16 protein-coding genes, 1 tRNA gene and 2 pseudogenes are annotated in these 19,632 nt (G+C 67.7%); 7 read left to right on the forward strand and 12 right to left on the reverse strand.

The window, feature by feature from the left end:
* Window positions 1-830: 830 nt before the first annotated feature.
* From OG452_RS16215 to OG452_RS16230, 4 genes are all read right to left on the reverse strand, one after another.
* On the reverse strand, window positions 831-989 hold the full coding sequence (locus OG452_RS16215) for a DUF6760 family protein (RefSeq protein WP_327296309.1): 159 nt from the start codon (window positions 987-989) through the stop codon (window positions 831-833).
* The gene (locus OG452_RS16220) at window positions 986-1,462 is read right to left on the reverse strand and encodes a hypothetical protein (protein ID WP_327296310.1); all 477 of its coding nucleotides are present in this window, start codon (window positions 1,460-1,462) and stop codon (window positions 986-988) included. The genes OG452_RS16215 and OG452_RS16220 overlap by 4 nt, the downstream gene beginning before the upstream one ends.
* Window positions 1,462-1,905: a phage tail protein gene (locus OG452_RS16225; RefSeq protein ID WP_327296311.1), complete on the reverse strand. Its 444-nt coding sequence runs from the start codon at window positions 1,903-1,905 to the stop codon at window positions 1,462-1,464. The genes OG452_RS16220 and OG452_RS16225 overlap by 1 nt, the downstream gene beginning before the upstream one ends.
* A 162-nt stretch (window positions 1,906-2,067) precedes the next feature.
* Window positions 2,068-3,660: a phage tail sheath family protein gene (locus OG452_RS16230; protein WP_327296312.1), complete on the reverse strand. Its 1,593-nt coding sequence runs from the start codon at window positions 3,658-3,660 to the stop codon at window positions 2,068-2,070.
* 473 nt (window positions 3,661-4,133) lie between these two features.
* Between OG452_RS16230 and OG452_RS16235 the strand changes: the two genes are divergently transcribed.
* The gene (locus OG452_RS16235) at window positions 4,134-5,576 is read left to right on the forward strand and encodes an RICIN domain-containing protein (RefSeq protein WP_327296313.1); all 1,443 of its coding nucleotides are present in this window, start codon (window positions 4,134-4,136) and stop codon (window positions 5,574-5,576) included.
* A 165-nt stretch (window positions 5,577-5,741) separates the two neighbouring features.
* Here the strand turns inward: OG452_RS16235 and OG452_RS16240 are convergent, their stop codons facing one another.
* The 5 genes from OG452_RS16240 to dcd form a co-directional block, all read right to left on the reverse strand.
* A complete protein-coding gene (locus tag OG452_RS16240; RefSeq protein ID WP_405562013.1) occupies window positions 5,742-7,955 on the reverse strand; it encodes an ATP-binding protein in 2,214 nt (737 codons plus the stop codon).
* Window positions 7,952-8,710: a DUF4255 domain-containing protein gene (locus OG452_RS16245; RefSeq protein WP_327299657.1), complete on the reverse strand. Its 759-nt coding sequence runs from the start codon at window positions 8,708-8,710 to the stop codon at window positions 7,952-7,954. The genes OG452_RS16240 and OG452_RS16245 overlap by 4 nt, the downstream gene beginning before the upstream one ends.
* A gap of 233 nt (window positions 8,711-8,943) precedes the next feature.
* Window positions 8,944-9,597, reverse strand: a complete 654-nt coding sequence (locus OG452_RS16250; RefSeq protein WP_266855038.1) for a helix-turn-helix transcriptional regulator — start codon at window positions 9,595-9,597, stop codon at window positions 8,944-8,946.
* Between the two features lie 497 nt (window positions 9,598-10,094).
* Window positions 10,095-10,592: a phosphoribosyltransferase gene (locus OG452_RS16255; protein ID WP_327296314.1), complete on the reverse strand. Its 498-nt coding sequence runs from the start codon at window positions 10,590-10,592 to the stop codon at window positions 10,095-10,097.
* Between the two features lie 9 nt (window positions 10,593-10,601).
* Window positions 10,602-11,177: a dCTP deaminase gene (gene dcd, locus OG452_RS16260; protein ID WP_327296315.1), complete on the reverse strand. Its 576-nt coding sequence runs from the start codon at window positions 11,175-11,177 to the stop codon at window positions 10,602-10,604.
* Between the two features lie 748 nt (window positions 11,178-11,925).
* On the opposite strand from dcd, the gene OG452_RS16265 reads away from it, so the two are divergent.
* Window positions 11,926-11,999 (forward strand) — tRNA-Gly (locus tag OG452_RS16265).
* 63 nt (window positions 12,000-12,062) lie between these two features.
* Here the strand turns inward: OG452_RS16265 and OG452_RS16270 are convergent.
* Window positions 12,063-12,374, reverse strand: a pseudogene (locus OG452_RS16270) (tyrosine-type recombinase/integrase); the annotation flags it as partial.
* A 572-nt stretch (window positions 12,375-12,946) separates the two neighbouring features.
* Here OG452_RS16270 and OG452_RS16275 point away from each other — a divergent pair.
* The 4 genes from OG452_RS16275 (at window position 12,947) to OG452_RS16290 (ending at window position 15,678) form a co-directional block, all read left to right on the forward strand.
* Window positions 12,947-13,255, forward strand: coding sequence for a hypothetical protein (locus OG452_RS16275; protein ID WP_327296316.1), 309 nt, complete (start codon window positions 12,947-12,949; stop codon window positions 13,253-13,255).
* Window positions 13,256-13,517: 262 nt separating this feature from the next.
* Window positions 13,518-14,405 (forward strand): hypothetical protein, encoded by an 888-nt coding sequence (locus tag OG452_RS16280; protein ID WP_327296317.1) that lies wholly within the window; start codon window positions 13,518-13,520, stop codon window positions 14,403-14,405.
* A gap of 7 nt (window positions 14,406-14,412) precedes the next feature.
* A complete protein-coding gene (locus tag OG452_RS16285; protein WP_327296318.1) occupies window positions 14,413-14,931 on the forward strand; it encodes a hypothetical protein in 519 nt (172 codons plus the stop codon).
* Between the two features lie 138 nt (window positions 14,932-15,069).
* The gene (locus OG452_RS16290) at window positions 15,070-15,678 is read left to right on the forward strand and encodes a hypothetical protein (RefSeq protein WP_327296319.1); all 609 of its coding nucleotides are present in this window, start codon (window positions 15,070-15,072) and stop codon (window positions 15,676-15,678) included.
* Between the two features lie 652 nt (window positions 15,679-16,330).
* Here OG452_RS16290 and OG452_RS16295 read toward each other — a convergent pair.
* Both OG452_RS16295 and OG452_RS16300 read right to left on the reverse strand, forming a co-directional pair.
* The gene (locus OG452_RS16295; protein WP_327296320.1) at window positions 16,331-17,623 is read right to left on the reverse strand and encodes an IS256 family transposase; all 1,293 of its coding nucleotides are present in this window, start codon (window positions 17,621-17,623) and stop codon (window positions 16,331-16,333) included.
* A 103-nt stretch (window positions 17,624-17,726) separates the two neighbouring features.
* Window positions 17,727-18,118: pseudogene (locus OG452_RS16300) on the reverse strand (ATP-binding protein).
* A gap of 953 nt (window positions 18,119-19,071) precedes the next feature.
* Between OG452_RS16300 and OG452_RS16305 the strand changes: the two are divergent.
* Window positions 19,072-19,410: a helix-turn-helix domain-containing protein gene (locus tag OG452_RS16305; RefSeq protein WP_327296321.1), complete on the forward strand. Its 339-nt coding sequence runs from the start codon at window positions 19,072-19,074 to the stop codon at window positions 19,408-19,410.
* Window positions 19,411-19,632: the final 222 nt, after the last annotated feature.

The following is a 19,632-nucleotide window of genomic DNA, read 5'->3' on the forward strand; positions in this document are numbered from 1 at the left end:
ACGGGCGAAGCCCCGGAGGGCCGAGAAGCCCCGGAGGGCCGAGAAGCCTCGGAAGACGCGGGAGTCCTGGCAGACGCAGGAGCCCCAGGAGCGCCAACCGCCCTGGGAGACTCAGCAGACGAAGACTCAGACCTGGCCGGAGCCGGAGATTCCGCCTCCCTGGCGGGAGGCTCACCCGCCTGCGCCGGACGGGCTGCCGAAGCAGGCAGCACCCGCCGCTGCACCGCAGGCGGAGCCGCCTTCGTCAGCGGAGCCCGGCGGCTCGCAGCCTTCTGTACGGGCGCGACGCGAGGACCGGCGGGGCGCGCGGCGGCGACCGCCCGCTGGACCGGCGAGCCCGGCAGCAGGCCGGAACCCTCGTACGGGCTGGGCCCCGCGTCCGCGAGGTCGGCGCCGTCATCGAACGCCGCGACCGGCAGCGACAGCGCGGGCAGCCCGAAGCCGGCCCCGGAAGGAGCGGCCGCGGGCGTCAGGGCGTCACGGAGCAGCCCGCCGGGAGCGCCGTCGAGCACGGCGTGCGAGAGCGACCCCGAGAAGGACGGGTTCTGCCAAGTGGCGAGCCGGGAGGCGAAGTCGGCGGTCGCCACGGCGTGCCCCGCCGTGCGGTCGGTCGCCCGCTGGATCTCGGGCAGGTTGTTCCAGTCGCGCCCGGAAGCCCCCACCGCGACCGGCGCGGCCTGCGTCGGCGTAGAAGAAGCCGGGCCGGAAGAAACCGGGCCGGAAGGTGCCGGGCCGGAGGGCGCCTGAGCGTTGCGCGCAGACGTGTCCGAGCTCGTGTCCGTACGGCCCCGAAGCCGGTCGAGGAATCCCATGACGGTGCTCCCGCCTCCTTACCGCTCCGCCGACGCGCGGGTCACGAGCGTGGCGATCTGCTCTGCATACTGGCGCCGGTCGCGGTGTTCGAGGTCCAGGATGTCCTCCAGGCTCCAGTGGAAGTGGTAGGCGATGTACGCGATCTCCTCGTGGACACGTTCGGTCGCGTACGTCACGATTCCCCCAGGCGGCTCCCGCCGAGTTCGACCTCGAACGGCTGCTCGCAGTGCGGACAGGTCACGCCGGCCCTGGTGTGGCCCTCGGCGTTGACCTGACGGTAGAAGTCCTGCAGGAACGCGAGGTCGGAGGCGAACATGTTCTCCACCACGCCGTCGTGCATGTGCGTCACGCTGCCCAGCCGGGTGATGACCCGGCCGAGCAGGACGACGGACAGATACGCGGGGTTCTCCTGCACCCGTATGTCCCGCAGCGGGATCAGCTCGTCCCGTGCGGTGGCCAGGCGCATCACACCTTCGCGGTGTACGTTCCCCGCCTCGTCCACGTAGCCGCGCGGCAGCTCGAAGGCGAACTCGGTGCGCAACTCCCGGCGTGCGGGAGGTGGTTCGGCCGGTACCGCGACCGGGGCCGCCGCCTCGGGAGTGACCGAAGCGGCAGCGGGCGCGGGCTGGGCAACTGCTCCCCTGCGCATTACTCCATGATCATTTCTTCGTAGGTGATCGTGACGGTCTCGGTGAGGGCCGAGGCCTCGCCGGCCTTGACCGTGCTGGCCGAGACCTTGCTGCACCAGGCGTTGCGGAGGTGGTAACGCTTCACGGGGCTGTTCTGGTAGTCCATCACGATGATGGAGGCGTTCTTACGGGCCGAACCCATGTCACCGCGTACGGAGGCGTTGATCCAGTCGTTGAAGGACTTGGACTGGGTCATGCCGCGGACGACCGTGGCCTCCCCCGCCTTCTTCACGCCGGGCAGCTTCTTGGTGATGGGCTGGCCGTTCGAAGAGACCTGCTGGAACTCGATGACGTCCTGCGTCATGTCCAGGCCGTTGACCTCCTGGAGGTACTCGACCATGACGCCGTCGATCTGAAGGCCGAAATTATGTGAAGTGAGCGAATCGCCAGGCATGAGGCTCATGGACGCTGTTCCTTCTGTTCGCGCTGTCCGTGGTGTCGGTAGTGCCGGTGGTGCTGGTACCGGTGCCGTCCGCCCTGACTCCGATGGCCGTGGCGGGCGGGCGCCCGGTGGTGCGCGGTCCGGACCCGGCGGCCAGGTCCTGGCCGCCGGGTCCGGGCGCTGCTACTCCTCCAGCTCTCCGCCACCGCTGGAGAACTGGGCCAGCCTGAAGATCACGAACTCGGCCGGCTTGACCGGTGAGACACCGATCTCGCAGATGACACGGCCGAGGTCCACCGACTCCGGCGGGTTGGTCTCGGCGTCGCACTTCACGTAGTAGGCGTCCTCCGGCGTAGCGCCGAAGAGTGCGCCGTTGCGCCACTCAGTCACCATGAAGGCGGAGATGTTCCGCCGGATCCTGGCCCAGAGAGCCTGGTCGTTCGGCTCGAAGACGACCCACTGGGTACCTGTGAGGATCGACTCCTCCAGGTAGTTGAAGTACCGGCGGACGTTCAGGTAGCGCCAGGCCGGGTCGGAGGAGAGGGTGCGCGCACCCCAGATCCGGATACCGCGGCCGGGGAAGGCCCTGATGCAGTTGATGCCGAGCGGGTTGAGCAGGTCCTGCTCACCGCGGGTGATCTGCATCTCCAGGTCCACCGCGCCACGTACGACCTCGTTGGCCGGCGCCTTGTGCACACCGCGCTCGAAGTCGTTGCGGGCCCAGATGCCGGAGACGTGACCGCTCGGCGGGATCAGCCGGGTCTGGCCGCCCGCCGGGTCGAAGACCTTGATCCACGGGTAGTACAGGGCCGCGTACTTGGAGTCGTAACCCGCGGTCTCCTGGCGCCAGACACGGATCTGGCGGGCGTTGAGGCCGGGCGGCGGGTCGATGACGGCCAGCCGGTCGCCCATCAGCTCGCAGTGCGCGATCAGACCGAGCTGGACGGCCTTGACGGCCTCCAGGTCGATGGCGCCGCGCTGGTAGGCGGCCATCAGGTCGGGGACCGCGACCATCGAGATCTCGTCGACCGCTTCAAGACCGCCGAAGCCGGTCCGGTCGGCGGAGTCGCCGAGGTAGTCGCCGATCCGCACCTGCTCGGTCTGCTGCTGCTCCACGGGGGCCGGGGTGGCCGGGGCGGCGGGCGGCGCGGCGAGCGCGACCGTCTGGTTGTCCGGCCTGGCGACCTGCGCGGCAGCGGCGTCCTCCTGGAGGAGGATCAGCTTCGAGCGCTCCTTGACCTGCGTGACAACGTAGTTGCGGTTGCCCTTCTTGGCCGACACGTCGAAGGACTCCGCGACCTTCTCGCCGTCCTTGACGATCAGCTTGAAGCGGTCGGCGGGCCCCTCGGAGTCCGCGACCTCGACGCTGATGGAGCCGCTCTCGCCGGGCGCGATCGCCGACACGGCGAAGGTGCCGAGCTGCTTCGGCTCGCCCGGCGGCAGCGCGGCCGGCGCGCGACGTCCTGCGACGGCCGCGGGGCTCTGCTCCTCCTCGCCGGGAATCCCGCCGGGGGTTCCACCGACGCGGACCACATAGGCGGCCGAGCCGCCGTTGTTGAAGAAACCGTAGACCGAGTGCGCCAGGTAATAGCCGTCGGTGAACTCACCGAACGACGCGACGTACTGCGTCCAGTTGGTCACCAGCGTCGGCTCGTTCAGCGGCCCAACGGGCGCGAGACCGACAAAGGCGGCGACCGAGGTGCCCACCCCCTCGATCGGACGGGAGCCGCTGGCCACCTCCTCCACGTACACACCTGGTGACAGGTAAGACGGCATTCTCAGCTCTCCTCGGGGTACGAGACACGACCTGCTCTCCACCCTGCGGGACCGGAACCGGCGACGAAACGTCCGCCGGTACCTATCCGAGGGCATGGCGAATGCCCCGATGGGCAGCCGGGCGCTCGCGGGGCCGCCGCCGATCCGTGGCGCGGTCCCGCACGGTGACGGTGCGGCAACGGGTGAACGGCCAGATGATTACAGGCAGATGCCTTCTTGTCACCCGTTGCTGTCCCCCTCGTCACCCGATACTGTCCCCACGACCCTCGGTCCGGCCGCCCGGACCGAGGGTGTCCGCACGGACACGGGCCGCTGCCCGGTGCGGCTGCCCCCGGGAGCCACAACCGGTGCCCGTGGAGCCGCGACCGGTGCCCGTGACGGCCACGAAGGGCAGCCGGAAATGCCGCCCGGGGCAATGGTCCTGCCCCGCAGCCTGGTGACAGGGCATCATGGCGCTGACTAGTGTCCGGCGCGTGAGCATCTGGACTTCTCTGGAGCCTGCTTCCACCACGGTGGACCCGGGCAGTACGGCCACCGTGCGGCTACGGCTGCGCAACACGGGCGACGTCGTCGACGAGTACCGGTGCGTACCCGTCGGTGACCTGGCCCCGTACGTGACCGTCGAACCGCCGACCATCCGACTTTTCCCCGGCACCACCGGCACCGTGGACCTCACGTTCGCCCCGCCACGCACCCCCGACGCCATCGCCGGACCCAACCCGTACGGCGTCCAGGTCATCCCCACCGAACACCCCGAGGCGACCACCGTCCCCGAGGGCAACGTCACCATCACCCCCTTCTCCGAAATCCGCGCCGAACTCGTCCCCCACACCGTCAAGGGCCGATTCCGCGGACGCCCCAAGCTCGCGATCGACAACCTCGGCAACACCAAGCTCACCGCCTCGGTCAACGGCAGCGAGAACGGTGACCAGCTCTCGTACGAGATCCTCCCGGCCAACGTCCAGATCGAACCCGGCCGCGCCGCCTTCGTACGCGCCACCCTCCGCCCCCGCCAGATCACCTGGTTCGGCCGCAAACAGGACCGCCCCTACCGCCTCGCCATCCAGCGCTCCGGTACCAAACCCCACGACGTCGACGGCCTCTACGTCCAACGCGGCGTACTCCCCCGCTGGCTCGCCACCGTCTTCGCGATCTTCATGGCCATCGCCATCGTCTTCGTCATGTACTGGTTCACGCACAAGCCCACCGTCGCCACCCGCGCCGTGGCGAAGGTCGAGCAGGCAGGTGCCATCCCCGCCCCGACCCCCACGCCGAGTCTGCCGCCGCCCGCGGCCAGCGAGCCCCCGCCGCCCTCCCCGTCCGCTCCCAACCCGGACGCCGGCAACAGCGGCGGTGGAAACGGAGGCGGCGGAGGCGGAGGCGGAGGCGGCGCACCCAAGAAGAAGCCCGATCCGGCGAACGCCAAACACGTGCTGATCAAGAACGACGGGACAAAGCTCTGCGCCGAACTCCCCGGGCGGGACAAGGGCCAGATCGACGGCTGGGTCATCGAGAACGACTGCAACCCCACGGACGCGGACAACCAGATCTGGGACCTGGAGGTGCGCTACCCGCACGGCGGCCCGAACAACAACAGCCTCTTCCAGATGCGCAACATCAAGGACCGCCTCTGCATGGACCTGGGGGAGATGGGCCCCAGGCCGGCCGGCACCGGGCTCGCCGAGTTCACCTGCGACGGCACCAAGGCCGACAACCAGCTGTGGTGGCTCGACAAGCAGCGCGACGACCACTACTTGATCCGCAACTACGCGAGCAACGACCTCTGCCTGAAGTCGACTCAGAACGGCCCGGACAACCAGCAGGGCACCAACGACGACAACGAGCTCATGATCGGGCGGTGCGACCTCCCGGACGCCCATGAATGGTCCTTCATCGCGATCCCCAAGGACTCGTGATCCTCAAGGACTCGTGATCCTCAAGGACTCGTGATCCCGTCCGGTCCTGTCCGGAGCCGGGCGAACCGTGAGCGGCGGGTGATGAAAGAGGGGGCGGCGGGGGAGAACCCGCCGCCCGCCACCGTTCACCGTCCGGGCGTCACCGGCCGACCTCGGCGCCGCCGCTCACCAGCCGCCCTCGTCCAGGACCAGCCGCCCGGCCTTGCGGTACTCGCGCTGCGCGCCCGCCAGCAGGTCAGCTGATGTGACCGGGGAGTTCCGGCCCGCGGCCGCATACGCGGCGGTGACCACGGCGCTGCGGATCGAACCGCCCGCCAGCTCGAACTCCTTGGCGCACGGGCCCGGATCGATGTCCTCCGCGCACGGCACATGCGTCAGGCTGTGCTGCCACAGCGCCAGCCGCTGGGCGGCGTCCGGGAACGGGAAATCGATGATCAGGTCGAGGCGCCGGGTGAACGCCTCGTCGATGTTGCCCCGCAGGTTGGTGGTGAGCAGCACGATGCCGTCGAAGGACTCCAGGCGCTGGAGCAGATAGGCGCTCTCCAGGTTCGCGTAGCGGTCGTTCGAACTGGTCACCTGTGAGCGCTTGCCGAAGACGGCGTCGGCCTCGTCGAAGAGCAGCACCGCGTCCGTACGGTCGGCCTCGGCGAAGATCCGTTCCAGGTTCTTCTCGGTCTCGCCGATGTACTTGTCGACCACCGACGAGAGCTGAACGACGTAGAGATCGAGGCCGAGTTCGGCGGCGACCACCTCGGCGGACAGCGTCTTCCCGGTCCCCGACTCACCCGCGAACAGCGCCAGCGCACCCCGCCCGCGCCCGCCGCCGGCACTCAGCCGCCAGTCGCCGAGCACCCGGTCGCGGTGGCGGGCCCGCAGGGCCAGTTCATGCAACTGGGCCAACGGCCGGTCAGGCAGCACCAGATCGTCCCAGCCCACGTCGGGCCTGATCCGCCGGGCGTGCTGCTCAAGCCCCGACGCGGACTGCTGCCGGGCGGCGAGCCGCAGATGCGCGGCGGTCAGCTCCACGCCTTCGAAGGCGGCGAGGTCCAGCGCGGCGCGCGCGGTACGGCGGATACGGTCGCCGCCCAGCCGGTACGGGGCGACGACGGGCGCCAGCTCGAAGCCGAGGGAGCCCGGCCCGTCCGCCGGCCCGAGGGCCGCCGACCAGACATCGAGATCGCCGGAGCGCTGCCGGGGGGCGTCGAGGACCAGCGGGTCCCGGCCGCACCAGTCAGGATCGTACGGACGCCCGCCGGCCAGCAGCACGGAGACGCCGTGCGAATGCGAGGTGCCCTGCGCCGTGGTCGGCGCTGCGCCCTCTGCCATCAGCGCCCGGAGCAGTGGTCCCGGGCTCTCCGGTACCGGTGCCACGACGATGGGGCACCCGCGCAGCCGCGCCTCGCGCAGCAGGTCGGAGAGCAGCCCGGGTGCGCCCTGCTCGCCCGGGGCCGGGTACGGGGCAGCCGGATCCGTCGCGGCGGTGGCGCCGGGAGGGCCCTGTCCGGGGGTGAAGTGCAGGGCCTCCAGACCCGCGGCGGCCAGCGCGGCGGTGGCAAGGGAGAGGGCGTCCCCGTTCCGCTCCTCGCGGAGGTACACCGTCAGCCGTCCGGCGGTCAGCCGCCCGGCCAGCTGCTCGACGAGAGAGCCGCCGGGCGGCGCGGACTCCACCGGGCGGGGCGCCAGCAGCGTGACCTGTCCGGCGAGCGCGGCGTCCGGGGTGTCGTCGCCGAGCAGATGGGCGGTGACCCGGTCGGGCACCCGCAACGACCGGCTGAGAAAGGGGCGTTCGGGCTCCTCGACCTGAACGAGCCCGAGGGCGAGCAGCGGCGCGGAGGGGTGGAAGCGGGCACGGGCGCCGGCGTCGTGCACGGCCAGGCCGCACAGTTCGATGGCCGGCCCGACAGTCGCCCGGCGGCGGCTGACGTCGTCGTTGAGGTAGCCGTACAACGGCTCGAAGCTGCGGTCGAGGTCGGGCGCGAGGGCCAGCAGCAGGATCGCCTCGTCCAGCGGGCCGAGCCCGAGCCGGCTGGTGAGACGGCGCAACCGGTCGTCCCCGCCGGACGCGCCGGGGCCCGGGCCGGTGCCCAGGGCGGTGCTCCCGTCAGCGGCCCCGGACCTGTCACCGGCCCTGTCATCGGACCGGAGGAGATGCTGGACGGCCTCGTCGGAGAGATACAGCCCGCGCAGCGGATCGGCGGCGGTCGGGTCGGTGGCGCTGCGTGACTCGACCAGCTCCGCGACCCGCTCCCGCAGCAGCGCCAGCCGGATGATCAGCGCGTCGGCCGCCCCGTCTGCACCGGGGCGGGTGCCGGTGCCGGTGCTATCAGGAAGCCCCGCTTCCCGCCCGGTGTCACGGCCGGGATCGGTGTCCGTCGTCACTCGGGCTGCGCTCCCGTGCCGGTGCTCGTACCTGTGCCGGTGCTCGTGCCTGTGCCTGTGCCCGTCCCTGTACTCGCGTCCGTACTGGTGGCCCCGCCCGCGGCGCCCGGCCGGCGGCGCGCGCCGGTCCGGGCGAAGTGGCGCGGCTGGTGATCCCGTCGCTGCGAGTCGTCGAGAGTGCCGTCCGTGCCGCGTACCCGCACCCCGGCGCCCTCGGTGACCGGCGGCCCGACCTCGTACTCGGGGAACGCCGGGAAGGGCGCGGTCACGACCAGGTCCAGTGACGGCTTGAGCTCGCCGCCCAGCGCCGACCAGATCTCGGCGAACGACCGCGCATCGGTCTGCAGCCCGGCGATCGTCATGGGCACGGTGAGCCCGAGTTCGGCCAGCGCCCCTGTCAGCTCCTCCGGCGGCAGCACCTCGCGGGGCAGCAGCGTGGCCAGTACGGCGGAGAGCATCCGGTGCTCGTCCTGGGGCTGCTTGGTCCAGGCCGTGACGAGATACGAGAGCCGGAACCAACGCGGCGGCTGGCGCCGCTTCAGCACCACACCGCGCTCGTCCTTGACCGCGATGGCGCCGCGTTCACGCCGCTTGACGTCCTCGCGGATGTCGTACAGATAGGCGTCGATCGTCGGTGAGTTGCGCCGGGCCGCCCAGTCGCGGGTCGGGGCCTCGAAGGCGATGTCCACTCCGGTCCCCGCCAGGGCGCCGCCGGACAGCAGCCCCTTCAGGACCTCGTCCACCTCGTGGATCACTGTCGCGCCCTCCGCTGATGCCGGTGTCACAGGCGTCACCCGCTCCGGGTCGCGGGTCCGCACCGCCATCCTGCACCCAGGTCGCACCGGCACCCCAGGCATGGGAGGGACGGTCCGGGGACAACACCGTCGGTCCCCAGGGGCAAGTGAGGCTTGCCCTTGAGGACCGACGGGAATGACCAGCAGGGCACCGGCCGACTGATCGCCACCAGCCGGGACCCGTCCGACAATGGTCAGATATAGCCCTCCCTGAAGGCATAAGCGACGGCATGGGCCCGGTTGCGCAGGTGCAGCCGGGTCGTGAGGCCGTGCATCACGTTCTTGACGGTGCGTTCCGAGTACGAGAGCTTGCGGGCGACCTCAGCCGTGTCCATGCCTTCGGCGACCAGTTGCAGCACCTCCAGCTCACGCGAGGAGAGCCCCGAAGCGGGGGCCCCGGGCGAGCTGGTGGCTTTGCGCTGGAGGGCACCGACCTGGGATATCAACCGCCCGAGCAGATCGGACGGGAGGTCTCCCTCGCCCCTTGAGGCAGCGATGACAGCCTGCAGGAGCCGGTGCCCGGTGGCCTCATGCCGCCAGACAATGGCCGCGACGCCGCTCTCTATGACCTGAAGCAGTTCCGCCTCGCGGATCAGACCCGCCACGAGGACGGCCCGGGTGCCGTCTATCCGTACCAGCCGCCGCAGCTGCGACAGGGTGGGCTCGTCCAGCGCGTCCGCCAGCAGGACCGCCACCGTTCCAGGCCGCCCGCTCGCCTCGTCGACCAGCTCGATGGCCGGCTGCTGGCGCAGCTGAGTGGTAGCTCCTGCCAGCGAGAGCGGGTCGGACGCGTGGATGGCGACCGGGATCCTGGCTTCAGGTCCCGTCGAATCTAATGACGTCCGCATGGCCAACCCCTCACGTTCTCGCAGAACACCATGATGCGTTACACCGTGATCCGGCGGAATCAACGGAGTCCGCACTCCTTTGGCTGATGGTGCGTCCGCATTCGTGGGTCTACACGAGATCGGCACGAGACGGACAGCCCGGCATTAAGGCGACCACCGACCGGAAAGCCTCTCACACGCCCCTAACGGACCCGTTACACACCCCGGGCGGTCGGAGACGGCAGACCCGTGAACTCTCGGACCGATGGGGTGTATTGCCTCCACGAACCGTGCGGCATCCCGGCCGCATCAGACCAGAAAGCCGGACAAAACCCGCCGGAACTCAGGGCCCGGAGCAGCCCGCCGGTGGAATAACAAGTCCACTGCGCCACAAACAACAGGTACAGAACGGAGACATAACAGAGACGGAGGGGGGCGGAGAGAGCCCCCGCGAGAGGATTCGAGTGCCGGTCAGCACCCGTATCCTTCACCATTCCCCCGCATTTACGATTCCGCCGTCAGGCGTCGAGCACCTGGCCCTCGCGCCGCACGACGGGCGGCTCGACGCTCCACGGGAAGTTGATCCACTCGTCGGTGCGCTTCCACACGTACTCGCATTTCACCAGCGACTGCGACTTCTCGTAGATCACGGCGCTGCGCACCTCGGCGACGGCACCAACACAGAAGTCGTGGACCAGTTTGAGGGTCTTCCCTGTGTCGGCGACATCATCGGTGATGAGTACCTTTTTGGCCGAGAAGTCGATTGCGTTGGGGACGGGCGCCAGCATGACCGGCATCTCCAACGTGGTCCCTACACCGGTGTAGAACTCCACGTTCACCAGATGAATGTTCTTACAGTCCAGGGCATAGGCGAGCCCACCGGCCACGAATACTCCGCCGCGCGCGATGCTGAGCACGATGTCCGGCTCATAGCCGTCGTCGGCGATGGTCTGCGCGAGCTCGCGCACCGCGTGCCCGAAACCGTCATATGTCAGGTTCTCGCGTACGTCACTCATGGCTGGATATCACACCTGGGTCCGATGGAAATTGAGGAAGGACCGCGAGGCGGTCGGCCCGCGCTGGCCCTGGTAACGCGACCCGTACCGCTCACTGCCGTACGGGTGCTCGGCCGGCGAGGCGAGCCGGAACATGCAGAGCTGCCCGATCTTCATCCCGGGCCAGAGCTTCATGGGGAGCGTCGCCACGTTCGACAGCTCAAGCGTGACGTGCCCCGAGAAACCCGGGTCGATGAACCCGGCGGTGGAATGCGTGACGAGCCCGAGCCGCCCGAGGCTCGACTTGCCTTCGAGACGGGATGCGAGATCGTCGGGCAGCGTGACGACCTCATAGGTGGAGGCGAGCACGAACTCACCGGGGTGCAGGATGAACGCCTCGTCCCCCTCCGGCTCGACCTTGCGCGTCAGATCCGCCTGCTCGACCGCGGGGTCGATGTGCGGATACCGGTGGTTCTCGAACACCCGGAAGTAGCGGTCGAGCCGCACGTCGATGCTGGAGGGCTGCACCATGTATTCGTCGTACGGATCGATGCGCACGCGCCCGGCGTCGATCTCGGCCCGGATGTCCTTGTCTGAGAGAAGCACGCCCCGAGGATACGGGGACCGCGCGGCCCCGCCCCAATCGGCCGACCCGCACACCCCGCACCACGGACGACGCACCCGCACCGAAGCCACTCCTACGGCCCCGGCTGATCTTGCCACCGCCGGCCCTGCCGACGGCCTGCACGGACTACCGCTGCTGCCGCCCTGCCACGACTACTGGCCCACTGCGGCTACTGCTGCTCAAGCCCCACCGGCACGGCATGCCGCAACCGCGCACAGCGCGGACACCGAATGAGCCGCCCGGGCCCGATCCGGTCGGTCCCGAGCTGCTGCAACGGGAACGAGGCAGTACTGAACACGTGCCCTTCGGCACAGCGGACCACAGTGCGTTCCATCGGATCCATCAAGTCCCTTCCCCATGAAGCGCGGACGAGAGAAAACACCACATTAGGGGATGTACAGGACACCGCTCCAACCGGCACTCCGATCGGCCACGGTACGCCCCAACTTCCGCACCCGGCAGCGGGATCCCCACCCGAAAACGAGACCGACACCCCCCGAACCGGACGGCTGTACGGACGGTCCCCCACCCACCAGCACGGTGTAACCGGGGACGGGTCGGGGCGTGGGGAGATGCCTGGGGGCGAACAGGAAACACCACGGGGCGGACGAGAACCTACGACCCCGACACCCCGCCGCGGGCCAGCACACCTCCGGGACACGGACACCGGGTGCGGCTGGGCATGAGGTAGAGTGGCCGCGATGCGATTCCCTCCGGGAAGATCGCTGCGCGAGTGTAGTTTAATGGTAGAACATGAGCTTCCCAAGCTCAGAGCGCGGGTTCGATTCCCGTCACTCGCTCCACCAACTCAGGCCCAGGTCAGGGACATGATCCCCCACCCGGGCCTTTGTGTTGTCTAGACCGATTCAGGCGTCGCGCACCACCTCCGCACCACCTGGGCCTGTTTTTGCCTGCTCAGCGCGCTTCTGCCGCTCTGCTCGGACCATCGTGTCCAGCCCACTCACGTCTTCTTTCTGACGCTGGTGATCCCGAGGGCTGATAGAGAACGACCTTCTCCGAGGACTGCCCGGCCCGCACCATCGTGTTTTTGAGCGTGGCGCCCGACCGGGTGGCCATCGTGCGCTCGGTGTGACGAAGGTCGTAGAACCGGATGCTCTCCGGCAGCCCTACCGCGGCGCGGACTTCCGCCGCTTGCAGCCGAAGGAGGAACGACGGAACATTGCGCAGCGCCGTGTCGAATTCGTTCTCGAGGAGCGCCGTGGCGCCGGCGCGCTGGAGCAGATCCATCTCCAGGAGCCCTCCGGTATGCAGGTGCCCACTGTCACTACGTACGTCACGCCTCTGGGCATGGCACGAAAGGGCCCCTGCGAGGGAGAATCGGGTCGTTCGCAAACGCGACGCCCCATCAGCTTCACAATCCGCAATAGCGGCAGGGGCTGGCTCCCGCTCAGGGCGGCGGACACGGAGCCGACCACATCGAGGCGACCGTAGGCGCCGACAGTCGGCTTGGCGTTCACCTTGCCCATCCCACGGCTGCTACTTCGCCTTCGACCCTCTCGGCACCGCAGGCGTCGTTCGCTTTCCCGCGCCACTGCGAGGTGCGACCGCAGGTCTGGATGTTGCGCGAACCTCTACACCCGGCCCCGACCAAAGCCCTGGTCAGCCGTCAGGGGTCCCCCTGTCACGTGAACCACAGAAGTAGCCGCGAGCATTTTGCGCGTTGTATCCGCCAAGTAGCCTGCTGAGCAGCTGGTAACCGACTCGCCTGCGCATGAGAGGGCGAACCGTCATGCCCGACAAGGAATCGCCGGCGCAGTTGCACAAGCGCGCTGACACACTGCGCACCTGCGCCCGGCAGGCTCGCCACGCGGCACACGAGATGGGCACGTATCTCGACCGGGAAGCAAAGCAGGCGTCCGGCACCGGAGACGACCTGATCTGGATCGGTCCGTACGCTACGGATACAACCGGCACTCTGCAGGCCCGCAAGTCCGCCCTGCACCGCATGGCCTCGGACCTGATAGCCGATGCGCGCCGGTGGGAGACAGAGGCCATGCACCTTGAAGAGAAGGCCAACGGCAAGTCGGGGGCACGCTGATGGGATTCAGGGGATTCAAAGCCGACCGGGTGCGCAAGTTGGCAGGAGACCTGGACAAGGCCGGCCAGGACTCACCCGGACTACACCGACGGATCGCCGGCATACTCAACGAAGCCGAGGCAGCACTGGGCCCAGGGAAGAAGGCCACCAGCAGCCCGCAACTACAGCAGGTTCAACACTATGCGTCGCTCGGAACAGGAGCTCAGCTTCCTGGCGCGCTGAACGACTAACTCCCCGCCATCGCCAAGGAGATAAGGCGACGGTGCCACATGGCAGACGAGGCGGGCGAGAGCACGGATTCGGCCAGGGCATCACGCCGCTGGACGCCTTTAACGGGGTAACGCCGCAGCCGGAACCCAAGCCCAAGAAGAAGGGCTGGTTCCAAAAATACATCAGTGACCCCGTCGAGCATGGCATCGAGGATGTCGGCGGATTCATGTCGTCGGTGTTCAGCTGGCGCAACATGCTTGACGCAGGTTCGGTAGCTCTCGGGGCTTTCCTGATGGCTGCGGGCGCGGGCATGGAAGTGGGTGGGGGCGCACTTGACATAACGGGAGTCGGGGCATTAGTAGGGGTCCCTGTAAATATCGCGGGTGTCGCAGTCATCGGCACGGGCGGGGCGCTCGCGCTGGCCGGCTTCGGCGACTTCATGACCCGGATGTCCGACGGCGACACAGACGGCGCTTGGGACCGAAGCGGTAGTCAGGGCTCGTCCGGCGATGCTGCGGAACCACAGCCGGTCTCCGAGGAGCAACAACAGGCATTTACACAGAGTCAGCAGAAACTCTCCGGCCTCAGCAAGAACAAGCAGATAGCCGAGGTCAACAAGGGCGTCGAGAAGGACGGCCAAAAGTTTAAGCCCGAGGGCGCCTTGACCAAAGGTGCGAAGCACGGGATCGATTGGCACGAGGGCCCGCAGCGCGCGAAGGTCGAGGGTAAACCGCAGGGGCGGTTCGGAAGTTCAGCCGATGTCAAGTTCGCCACGGAAAAGGGTGCGGAGCTCGGTCCCGGCAAAACCGGTTTCTTCAAACTGCCCAAAGACAATGACTGCATCGAATACATGCCGGATGGTTCGATACGCAAACCCAACTCCGTCTTCGTGAAAGTTCGCCCAAACGGGACGGTTCACGCATATCCCACCACTAGATAGGACAGCTATGAGCTTTTGGATCCAGACAGGAAATCCCGCCCTTCTGGACGTAGACCAGGTTGCCGATAGTTTTTTCGAAGCGATCGGGCTTGTCTACCAGCCCGACACCGAATACCTGGTGCTGTCCTGGAACAACGTTCTTGTGCCGGTCAACTACGCCGAGGACCTATATGTTTTCGTCGACGACATCATCGTCCTGCTGGAGACGATCCAGGCCCCCGGATTCACCCATGCCCAGTTGGTCACCGGCGCCTCTTCGTTCTTCACCACCTGGGAGATCCGCCGGGAGGAAACGAACCTGATCATCGACTCCCGGTGGGAAAGCATCCTGGGCAGCTACGAGTTCGTGCTCAATGAGCGGAGCCAACTCACCCTCACTGCGGAAGAATTCACCCGCCAATGGCTGAAGATGCTCCGTCGAGTGGTCGACGACATCACCTCAAAAGCCGTTCGGATAGAGGACGACGACATGTTCCTGCGGGCCAAAGCCCTACTAGCCGACTGTAGCGAACACGACGGGGCGTGAGCCGTGACGCAGCCTGATATCTTCGCCCCCGACACCGAATGGCTCCCCGAGCTAAGGCAACTGCTTGAGGCATACTGCTCCGTACCAGTACCCGCTGAAGAGTGCTTCGTCGATTCCGAAGAGTGTCCATCCCGAGGCATGCGCAGCTACCTGAGGGTGGCCGTCTACTATCCGGCGAGGCCGTTTCGTGCGACCCGAGAAATCGCCGAGATCATCCATCTGGGAATCAACCACTGGGACGTCAGTACCTGTCTAGCCACAATGCCCCCGATCATCCCGCCTCGCGGCAGAATCCGCGTCGACTGTCTCCTGGCAATGATCCCATATCTGGCGGCCTTCGAGAACGAGGGCTATCGCGAGGCGCCCATTCCGCCCGACTCTTCCTGGGAGTGGCGCGAACGCTTTCCCAACCTGTCTATACTGGTCTCCCACGCCGCCCGGCAATACCTCTCGACACCGAACGAAGCAATCTCCCCCCTCCTGTTCAAAGAGATATCAGACCACCGGATCGCCGCCGGACGCCGGGAACTCGACGAGCTGCGTGGGATCTGGCCCGCAGCACGGGATTGGGACGAGGCAACTGTCGGCCTTGGCATGACCAGCGCACCACCAGGACAGTTGTCGCCTGCCAGTTGGCTTGCACATCTGGACACCTCGGCCGAAAGGCATTTGGAAGCTACCGGGTATAAGCCGGCGAACACGCTCCATGCCGCCTACCCGGCCCACGATCTGCGCGCCCTTTTGTGATCGTCGCTGCGTCCCCGCCACACGATCAGCGGTGGTCCGGGCCCATCCTGAGCTGGAGGACGGCGGAGCAAGCGTTGACGAGCCCCGAGCACGGAGAGGCAACGTAGGCACGACACTCGTCCACCTCTCGAGCGTCGTGCCCATAGCGTGCCCTTCAGAGCGGACAACCACGGTCAACAGTGGCGCCACCAGACCCTCTCTCCTGCCGCAGCACAACGAATCTGCCCAGGTCAGCAGCCATATGACCACGCAAGCCACGGTGATTCCCAAGCTCAGAGCGCGAGTTCGATTCCCGTCACTCGCTCCATGACGAAGGCCCTGGTCGGCGACCAGGGCCTTGTTTGATGTCTAGACCACTTTCGGCGCGCATGCCATTCGCGGTCGATGACGGCCCCGAATGGGGCGCTGCCAGCCCTTCTTTACTCCCCTGACGCAAGGTCATCCCGAAACCAGAGATCGACATCGGCGTGACCTGCGCCACTAGCGGTGTCGCGCGCGGGCGGTCGGCAGAGCGTGGACCGCTGCCGTCTGCCCGACGGGCTGGGCCGCTTGCGCTCGTTGGCGCTTTACGTCGGTGTTGAGCCTTCCCCTTGATCGTGGGCACCTGGTGACGGGTCTGTCAAACGAGCGGTGTAACTCGGGTTGTTGAGGGTTACTGGCGGGCTGCGGAGAGTCGGCCGTCGAAGGTGATGTCGAAGGCGTTCAAGGCTGTCTTCCAGCGCATGGTCCAGCGGGCTTGGCCCTTGCCGGTCGGGTCGAGCGACATGATTGCCATGTAGACGCATTTCAGTGCGGCCTGCTCGTTGGGGAAGTGGCCGCGGGCTTTCACCGCCCGTCGGATCCGCGCGTTCACGGACTCGATCGCGTTCGTCGTGCAGACGATGCGGCGGATTTCGGTGTCGAAGCGGAGGAAGGGAGTGAACTCCTCCCACGCGTTCTCCCAGAGCCGCACGATCGCCGGATACTTCTTGCCCCACGCGTCGGCGAACTCCGCGAACCGCTCGAGTGCGGCGTCTTCGGTCGACGCGGTGTAGACGGGCTTGAGGAGTTTCGCGATCTTGTCCCAGTCCTGGCGGGCGGCATAGCGGAAGGAGTTCCGCAGCAGGTGGACCACACAGGTCTGCACGACCGTCTGCGGCCAGACGGTCTCGACCGCGTCGGGCAGGCCCTTGAGTCCGTCGCAGACGAGCATAAGGACGTCGTTCACGCCGCGGTTCTTGATCTCGGTGAGGATGTGCATCCAGTGCTTGGCGCCCTCGCCGCCGTCGCCGGCCCACAGCCCGAGAATGTCGCGCCGACCCTCGGTCGTGACCGCCAAGGCCACGTAGATGGGCCGGTTGGCGACCGCGCCGTCGCGGATCTTCACGTGGATGGCGTCGATGAAGACCACCGGGTAGACGGCGTCGAGCGGCCGGTTCTGCCATTCGGCCATGCCCTCGAGAACCTTGTCGGTGATCGTGGAGATCGTCTGACGGGACACGTCGGCGCCGTAGACCTCGGCAAGGTGGGCCTGGACCTCGCCGGTGGTCAGGCCCTTCGCCGCGAGCGAGATGACCATCTCGTCCACGCCGGACAGACGCTTCTGCCGCTTCTTGACGATCTTCGGCTCGAAGGAACCCTCACGGTCGCGGGGCACAGTTATCTCCACCGGGCCGACATCCGTCAGCACGGTCTTGGATCGGGTGCCGTTGCGGGAGTTGCCACCGTTCTTCCCGGCGGGATCGTGTTTGTCATAGCCGAGGTGGTCGGTGATCTCGCCCTCGAGAGCCGACTCCAGGAGCCGCTTGGTCAGCTGCTGGAGCAGCCCGCCCTCGCCGGTCAGCTGAAGGCCCTCGGCCTGAGCCCGGCCCACCAGCTCGTCAATCAACCGGTCGTCCACAGGCTTCGACGGAACCGCCTCAGACGGCTCGGCAGGATCGGCCTCGGTCACGTTGTCGCTGGTCATCGATGCATCTTCCATGATCGGGAGTTACACCGAACGTTTTACAGTCCCGAAAGCGATCTTGGGGAGGCTGTCCGTGGCGCTGGTCGGTGCCGGTGGTCTGGCACTAGCGGGCGAAAAAAGCGCTGACGGTCTTGCCGTCGGCCGCCCCGTTGGTCACGGAGGTGGTGCGAGCGAGATGGTTGACCACGGGCCAGCCGAAGCCTCCGGTGGCGCCGTTCAGGTCGGGGGTGCGCATGCTCGGTGGATGTGGGCTGTGGTCATGCACGGCCCTCGATGCTGTCGGGGTGGGCGGTGAGGTCCAGGGTGCAGGTGCCGCCCGCCGTGGCGCAGTGCGTTGGTGACGAGCTCCGAGACGACAAGGATCACGGTGTCGGCAGTCTCGGTCGCTCTCACGGACGGTATGAGACCTGCGAGGAATTCCCGGGCGCTTTGGCGTGCGTCGGCAATGCATGCCGTGGGGCGGGCAGTTGTCACGTTGACGCTCATTGTGTCCATCAGGTCCCCCTGGCCTTGCATCGTCACGCGGGTCCTGTCTGGCGTTTCTGACGGTGCTTCTGCCGGGCCTGCGGTGCGCCAACCGCGCAAGCGTCGGCTGTGGCGCGTGTCCTGAGCGGTCATCCGCATGGCCAGACGGGGCGGCTGTGGTGTTCGCGGCGTCGAGGCCGGTGGCATTGGCCTGGTCAGAGTGGGCGAGCCTGGCTGGAGCGGGGCCGCCGGGCACCCGTTCCGTGGCCGGTGTCAACTGTCTCTCCACCCGGGCCTCGAAAATCTATGTCGGCCGGAGTAGACATTGGGGGGCGGTCTGGTTATGGTTTCTCTCGTAGAACAGAGAGACAGCAGGGCCCGGCAGAGACGAACTGGCGGGCAGCAGTAACCGCAGTAGCAGGACGGTGCGGTGGTGGAGTTTCGAAGCCAGGGTTGTTGCAGGACGGCGACGGGACTGACGACCGGACCGGGCAGCCCGCAGTAATCAGGGGCCGCCGGAAGCAGTACCGCAGGGGCAGTACCCAGCAGTGAAGTGAGTAGTACCTCGGTGAAGGCGTCGGCTGCGGACGCGCGTGCCGGGAGGTTCGGCAGTGGGGTTCCAAGCCAGAGCAGACGCAGGACGGGCGACGGGGCTGGCTGCCGAAGAGTGGCGCTGCCGTAGGCCGCGGAGCAGTAGTACCAGCAGTAGGTAAGTGAGTGATCCCAGAGGGAAGAACGGAGGAGCCAGGCACCATCAGGATCGCCCGGGCGGAGTGTCGAGCCCGGGTACCGCAGGACATCGATAGTGAGGTGGTCTCCGGTCAAGCAACCGCGATCCCCGCAATCCACGCCCTCTCCCGGGCGTGCACGCGGAAACAGAAGGCCGACACAGTACGAGAGTCGGCAGATGGTGTAGCAGTTCCTTCGGGGCCCGGGTGCCAGATGGCATCCGGGCCCCTCAACGCGTTCCACAGAGAGGTGAAATGACAGCAGACGACTCGTTCGGCCGTCTCGACGACGACGACTACCCCGCCTACACCATGGGCCGGGCCGCCGAAATGCTCGGCACCACGCAGGGTTTTCTCCGCGCCATCGGCGAAGCCCGCCTCATCACCCCGCTGCGCTCCGAGGGCGGCCACCGCCGCTACTCCCGCTACCAGCTGCGCATCGCCGCCCGCGCCCGCGAACTCGTCGACCAGGGCACACCCATCGAGGCCGCCTGCCGCATCGTCATCCTCGAAGACCAGCTCACAGAAGCCCAGCGCATCAACGCCGAACACCACCGCGCCGCCGAAGCGGAGCACCCGCCGTCCGCAAGCTGAGATGGTGTGTGTCCGCCCGCGCCTGACGCGTATGGCGCCCCCTGGGCGGGCTGCCTTTCGACTGGTTTGGCCACGAACGGTGGGTGCCGGCAGCCAGGCGACAGTGGTGGGAGCTGGGGCACTCCTGGCAGGGCCGCGCAGCAGCGGGTTGTGCGGCCCTGTCTGTGTTGGGACCGGCATACGCCCTGATGGGCCGCTGCCCGACAGGAGGGTGCCGCGGCG

The sequence above is a fragment of the Streptomyces sp. NBC_01197 genome (assembly GCF_036010505.1).
Lineage (GTDB): Bacteria > Actinomycetota > Actinomycetes > Streptomycetales > Streptomycetaceae > Streptomyces.

Coding starts and splice junctions, on each gene's coding strand:
- OG452_RS16230 (WP_327296312.1), bottom strand. CDS start 3,660: ATGCCGTCTTACCTGTCACCAGGTGTGTACGTGGAGGAGGTGGCCAGC.
- OG452_RS16225 (WP_327296311.1), bottom strand. CDS start 1,905: ATGAGCCTCATGCCTGGCGATTCGCTCACTTCACATAATTTCGGCCTT.
- OG452_RS16250 (WP_266855038.1), bottom strand. CDS start 9,597: ATGCGGACGTCATTAGATTCGACGGGACCTGAAGCCAGGATCCCGGTC.
- OG452_RS16285 (WP_327296318.1), top strand. CDS start 14,413: ATGAGCTTTTGGATCCAGACAGGAAATCCCGCCCTTCTGGACGTAGAC.
- OG452_RS16275 (WP_327296316.1), top strand. CDS start 12,947: ATGCCCGACAAGGAATCGCCGGCGCAGTTGCACAAGCGCGCTGACACA.
- OG452_RS16305 (WP_327296321.1), top strand. CDS start 19,072: ATGACAGCAGACGACTCGTTCGGCCGTCTCGACGACGACGACTACCCC.
- OG452_RS16255 (WP_327296314.1), bottom strand. CDS start 10,592: ATGAGTGACGTACGCGAGAACCTGACATATGACGGTTTCGGGCACGCG.
- OG452_RS16220 (WP_327296310.1), bottom strand. CDS start 1,462: ATGCGCAGGGGAGCAGTTGCCCAGCCCGCGCCCGCTGCCGCTTCGGTC.
- OG452_RS16295 (WP_327296320.1), bottom strand. CDS start 17,623: ATGACCAGCGACAACGTGACCGAGGCCGATCCTGCCGAGCCGTCTGAG.
- OG452_RS16290 (WP_327296319.1), top strand. CDS start 15,070: ATGCGCAGCTACCTGAGGGTGGCCGTCTACTATCCGGCGAGGCCGTTT.